At 51.3% G+C, this 4147-nt stretch carries 5 protein-coding genes and 1 tRNA gene; 2 read left to right on the forward strand and 4 right to left on the reverse strand.

Features of this window, described 5'->3' with window-relative positions; genetic code table 11:
- The 3 genes from AC1HCM_RS00130 to AC1HCM_RS00140 all read right to left on the reverse strand — a co-directional run.
- Positions 1-241, reverse strand: a 241-nt coding sequence (locus AC1HCM_RS00130) for a hypothetical protein (protein ID WP_479459744.1), incomplete at its 3' end; no start/stop codon positions are given.
- Positions 242-271: 30 nt separating this feature from the next.
- Positions 272-1054, reverse strand: a complete 783-nt coding sequence (locus AC1HCM_RS00135; protein WP_479459745.1) for a Gfo/Idh/MocA family oxidoreductase — start codon at positions 1052-1054, stop codon at positions 272-274.
- A gap of 13 nt (positions 1055-1067) precedes the next feature.
- Positions 1068-1151 (reverse strand) — tRNA-Leu (locus tag AC1HCM_RS00140).
- A gap of 123 nt (positions 1152-1274) precedes the next feature.
- Here AC1HCM_RS00140 and AC1HCM_RS00145 point away from each other — a divergent pair.
- Together AC1HCM_RS00145 and AC1HCM_RS00150 are read left to right on the forward strand one after the other, a co-directional pair.
- Positions 1275-1814 (forward strand): FMN-binding protein, encoded by a 540-nt coding sequence (locus AC1HCM_RS00145; protein WP_479459746.1) that lies wholly within the window; start codon positions 1275-1277, stop codon positions 1812-1814.
- Positions 1811-2758: a hypothetical protein gene (locus tag AC1HCM_RS00150; protein ID WP_479459747.1), complete on the forward strand. Its 948-nt coding sequence runs from the start codon at positions 1811-1813 to the stop codon at positions 2756-2758. The genes AC1HCM_RS00145 and AC1HCM_RS00150 overlap by 4 nt, the downstream gene beginning before the upstream one ends.
- Here the strand turns inward: AC1HCM_RS00150 and argH are convergent.
- Complete coding sequence (argH, locus tag AC1HCM_RS00155) at positions 2755-4131, reverse strand: argininosuccinate lyase (protein ID WP_479459748.1); 1377 nt, start codon at positions 4129-4131, stop codon at positions 2755-2757. The two genes, AC1HCM_RS00150 and argH, sit on opposite strands and share 4 nt — an antisense overlap.
- Positions 4132-4147: the final 16 nt, after the last annotated feature.

Raw genomic sequence — 4147 nt, forward strand, 5'->3', positions numbered from 1 at the left:
ACCTTATGACTTCCCCGCTGCTCGCCTGAAGTATGAGGTAGCCCTCAGTTCCCTTCACCTTCCAGAAGCACTCCCCCGTTCTCTTAGACTTACCTATCCAAACCTTGTAAGGCTTTCCCACGTACTCCCTGCCTATCTCAACCGCCCTCTCAATGGATATAGCTCCCCTCAGACAGCTCTCGTAGGAAGCCCCGTAAAGGAAAGAGACGAAAAACAGACCCGCTAAGAGCAGCTTATACATACCTCACCTCCCTTCTTATTTAAGGTTCAATTATACAAAGAGGGATTCCAGAAGCTCAAGGTTTCTCAGTGCCCTCTGGGCTGAACCTTCCCTTCTTTTGCCTGCGATGAAGTCGCCCACCATATCCCTGAGCTTGTCTCCAGAGCCTTTCCTGAGCACCTTTCCCCCAATCCTGAGCTCCTCAGTCAGGAAGTTCATCTCAACCTCTTCCTTCCCCTTCAGAAGCCATCTGCGGGTGACTTCACCTCTATACTCCCAGGCTGCCCTCAGGAGAAAGGGAACACCTCCAGCGGTGCCCTCCAGCTTCCACACATCCCCATTGCTGAAGCCCTTGAGCTCAATATCTCCGAAAAGGTACTGGAGAACGTAAAGGTCATGCCAGGCAAGGTCCCAAAGGGGGTTTATGTAGCCCCTGCCCCTGTTGAGCCTCTCTATCAGTATCTCACTGACCTCAAGCCCTCTGGGAAAGCTCCTGACGGGAAAGGAGTAGAGCTCTATCTCTGAGACCTCAAGGAGAGGACTGTGGGCTATGGTGCGAAATTCCTCGCTGGACTTTGCGGGAGGCTTCTCAAGGAGAACCGGCACACCCTTTTTGAGAAACTCCCTTGCTACCTCAACGTGGCTTTCAGGATTTATAGCAACTATTGCCCTCTTTATCTCCTCCTTAACATCACCGAAGTGGCAGTAGAAGGGATACTTCTTCACGTTCTTGTAGGGGTCAACATCGCAGAGGACGGGGAGCTCCTCAAGCTCCTCAAGCTTGGCAAGATACTTCATCCCCATGTTGCCAAGACCGACTAAGAGGATATGCATCCTTCTTTCCTCGTGCCGGAGGCGGGAGTCGAACCCGCACGCCCTTGCGGGCAGAGGATTTTGAATCCCCCGCGTCTGCCAGTTCCGCCACTCCGGCTGACTTTAATTATAATCCACACCCTTGAAGGGACAGCATATATAAGTAAATTCTAATATGATAATAAGGTTCGGGGTTTTAAAATTGAGATTGAATGTAAATTTTTACTATAATCTTATTACGATGAGAAGCCTGTTCTTTATACTTGCCCTTGCTCTCAGCTTCGTTTCCTTCTCCCTTGAGAGGGACTTCAACACACCCGAAAACGCCCTGAGGGCTCTCTACCCGGGGGCTGAGATTCAGATAAAGAACATAGTTCTGAAGAAGGAGCAGAAGAATGAGGCTGAAAGGATCGCGGGAGTTCCCATAAGCTCACGCCTCGTGTCAATCTACATAGTGAGGAAAGGAGGCAAGGTTGTAGCCTACGGCTACGTTGATGTCCACAGGGTTAGGACCCACAACGAGAGCGTCCTCTTTGTGATAAACCCCAAGGGAGAGATAGAGCTCGTGGAGGTTCTCTCCTTCAACGAGCCCCTTGAGTACATGGCTGATGAAAACTGGCTCGCCCTCTTCAAGGGAAAGCTCCTTGGAAAGGACAGGCTAAGGCTCGGCAGGGATATACCGAACATGACAGGAGCGACCCTCACCGCAAGGGCTATAACGAAGGCAGCCCGAAGGGCTTTAGCCCTCTGGAAGGTCCTCTTTGAGGAAGGGAACAGATGAGGTTCTTTATATCCTCAAACATAAAGCACAACAGAGCCCTTTACATCACGGTCGTTCTCTTCCTCCTTTCCTCTCTGATCTTCTGGCTCCTGAGCTGGGTGCATTACCACCTCAAGTTCGGGCTTACCTACCAAAGGATGTTCTCCTACTTCTTTACAGACCCGAAGTTTCCGGAAAGATTACCGCTGGGACAGCTCCTTGAGGATATACATATACAGTTCTTTCTGCAGACCCTGTTCCTGCTCGTGGTTGCCTCCGTGTTCATTCACAAGTGCATGAGGGATAGGGTGAAGTACTTCCTCATAGCCTCCTCCTTTCTGGCGGCTATGCTTGAGGTTCTCTTCAGCCTCGGTGTCTTCTACCTTTCCCCTCTCTTCATATACCTTAAGATACTCTCCTTTTTACTCTTTCAGGCTTTCTCTGGAGCTATGATACTTCTCGCCCTGAAGCTCTACCTCAGCGGTGAGAAGGAGGAACCACCCGACAGGTCTCTCCTATACGTCCTAGTCTTCGCCTTCTGCACCTCTGCGGTCCTGTTCACCGGGCTGAATTTTTTTTTATTCGTAGCTAAGATAGGTCTAAGCCCCTCCTCCATAGCAACCTACTACCTTGGCTCGCCTGAGAGCTTTATCAGGGCTAAGAGCCTTCTCGGCATACTCAACGTGGTGAATCCTCACCTTGCAGCGATGGGGGTTTACCTCTTCGGTCTCGTTCACTTTGCCTTCTTCACGAACATAAGGAGGAAGGTGATGCTGAGTGTAATAACCCTGCTTTCAGCCCTCGCTGACAACCTCAGTCCCCTTCTCATAAGGTTCATTGATCCTTCTTTCTCCTATCTAAAGCTCCTTTCCTTCCTGAGCCTGAGCCTCTCAATGCTCCTCATATCCCTCATAGTGATGGTGTCAATCCTGAGACACAGGGCTAAGGCTATAGTCCTCCTCTAAGGGAGCCCTTCCTCCCTCTTAGCTACCGATAGGATGCGGAGAATCTCCTCCCTTGAGGTACCGCCGTAGGTTTTCCTTCTGTCCGCAACGACCTCAGGTTTGAAGAGCTCAAAGACATCCTCATCAAAGAGTTCGGAGAAGCCCCTCAGCTCGTCTATGGTGAGCTCCTCAAGTCTCTTCCCTTTCTCTATGAGGTAGGAGACTATTGAGCCCGCTATGTGGTGAGCCTTCCTGAAGGGAATCCCCTTCTGGACGAGGTAGTTGGCAACGTCCGTTATCAGGACGAAGTTCCCGGCTCCCGAGTACATCCTCTGTTCCCTCACCTTCAACCCATCAATGACCTTTGCCATCCCTATCAGGGAGCCTTTGATGGTCCTCACGCTATCAAAGAGGGGTTCCTTATCCTCCTGAAGGTCCCTGTTGAAGGCTGAGGGAAGTCCCTTGAGAACTGTCAGGATAGCGATGAGGTTTCCATAAAGCCTTCCCGTCTTTCCCCTTATGAGCTCAAGTACATCGGGATTCTTCTTCTGAGGCATTATTGAGGAGCCCGTGCAGAGCTTGTCGGGAAGGTCAATATAGCCGAACTCCTCTGAGGACCACACTATAAGGTCCTCAGCCAGCCTTGAGAGGTGCATACCCGTCAGGGCGCAGCAGAAGAGGAATTCAGCTATAAAGTCCCTATCCGCCGTAGCGTAGATTGAGTTCCTTACGAGCCTACTAAAGCCCAGAAGCTCAGCGGTGAAGTGCCTGTCTAAGGAAAAGTCCACACCGGCAACAGCCCCGCTTCCGAGGGGGAGCTCGTCCACCCTCCTGTAGCAGTCAAGGAACCTCTCCGTATCCTTAAGGAAGGCTTCCCTGAAGGAGAGGAAGTAGTGAGCGAGCCTTATCGGCTGTGCTCTCTGAAGGTGGGTGTAAGCCGGGAGTATCACGTCAACGGAGCCCTCAGCAGCCCTGAGCAGGGAGCGCCTGAGCTCCTTGAGCAGGTTGACTATCTCTTCAATCTCTCTCTTTAAGTAGAGCCTCTCGTCCGTAGTGATCTGGTCGTTCCTTGACCTTCCCGTGTGGAGCTTTCCTCCAAGCTCCCCCACCCTGCGGGTCAGCTCAGCCTCTATGTTCATGTGAACATCTTCCAGCTCCCTTTTCCACTCAAACCTTCCCTCCTCTATATCCCTCTCTATCTCCTCAAGGGCTTCTATCAATCTCTTTACCTCTTCCTCTGTAAGAACCCCTGCCTTTTCAAGGGTCCTAACGTGGGCTATATCCTGCCTTATGTCCTCGTGGGCGAGCTCCCTGTCAAAGCTGACCGACTCGGTGAACTCCTCAACGAACTCGTCCGTCTTCTCTGAAAACCTGCCACTCCAAGGCTTTTCCATGAAAGAAATTTTAAGG

Source organism: Hydrogenivirga sp. (assembly GCF_056450045.1).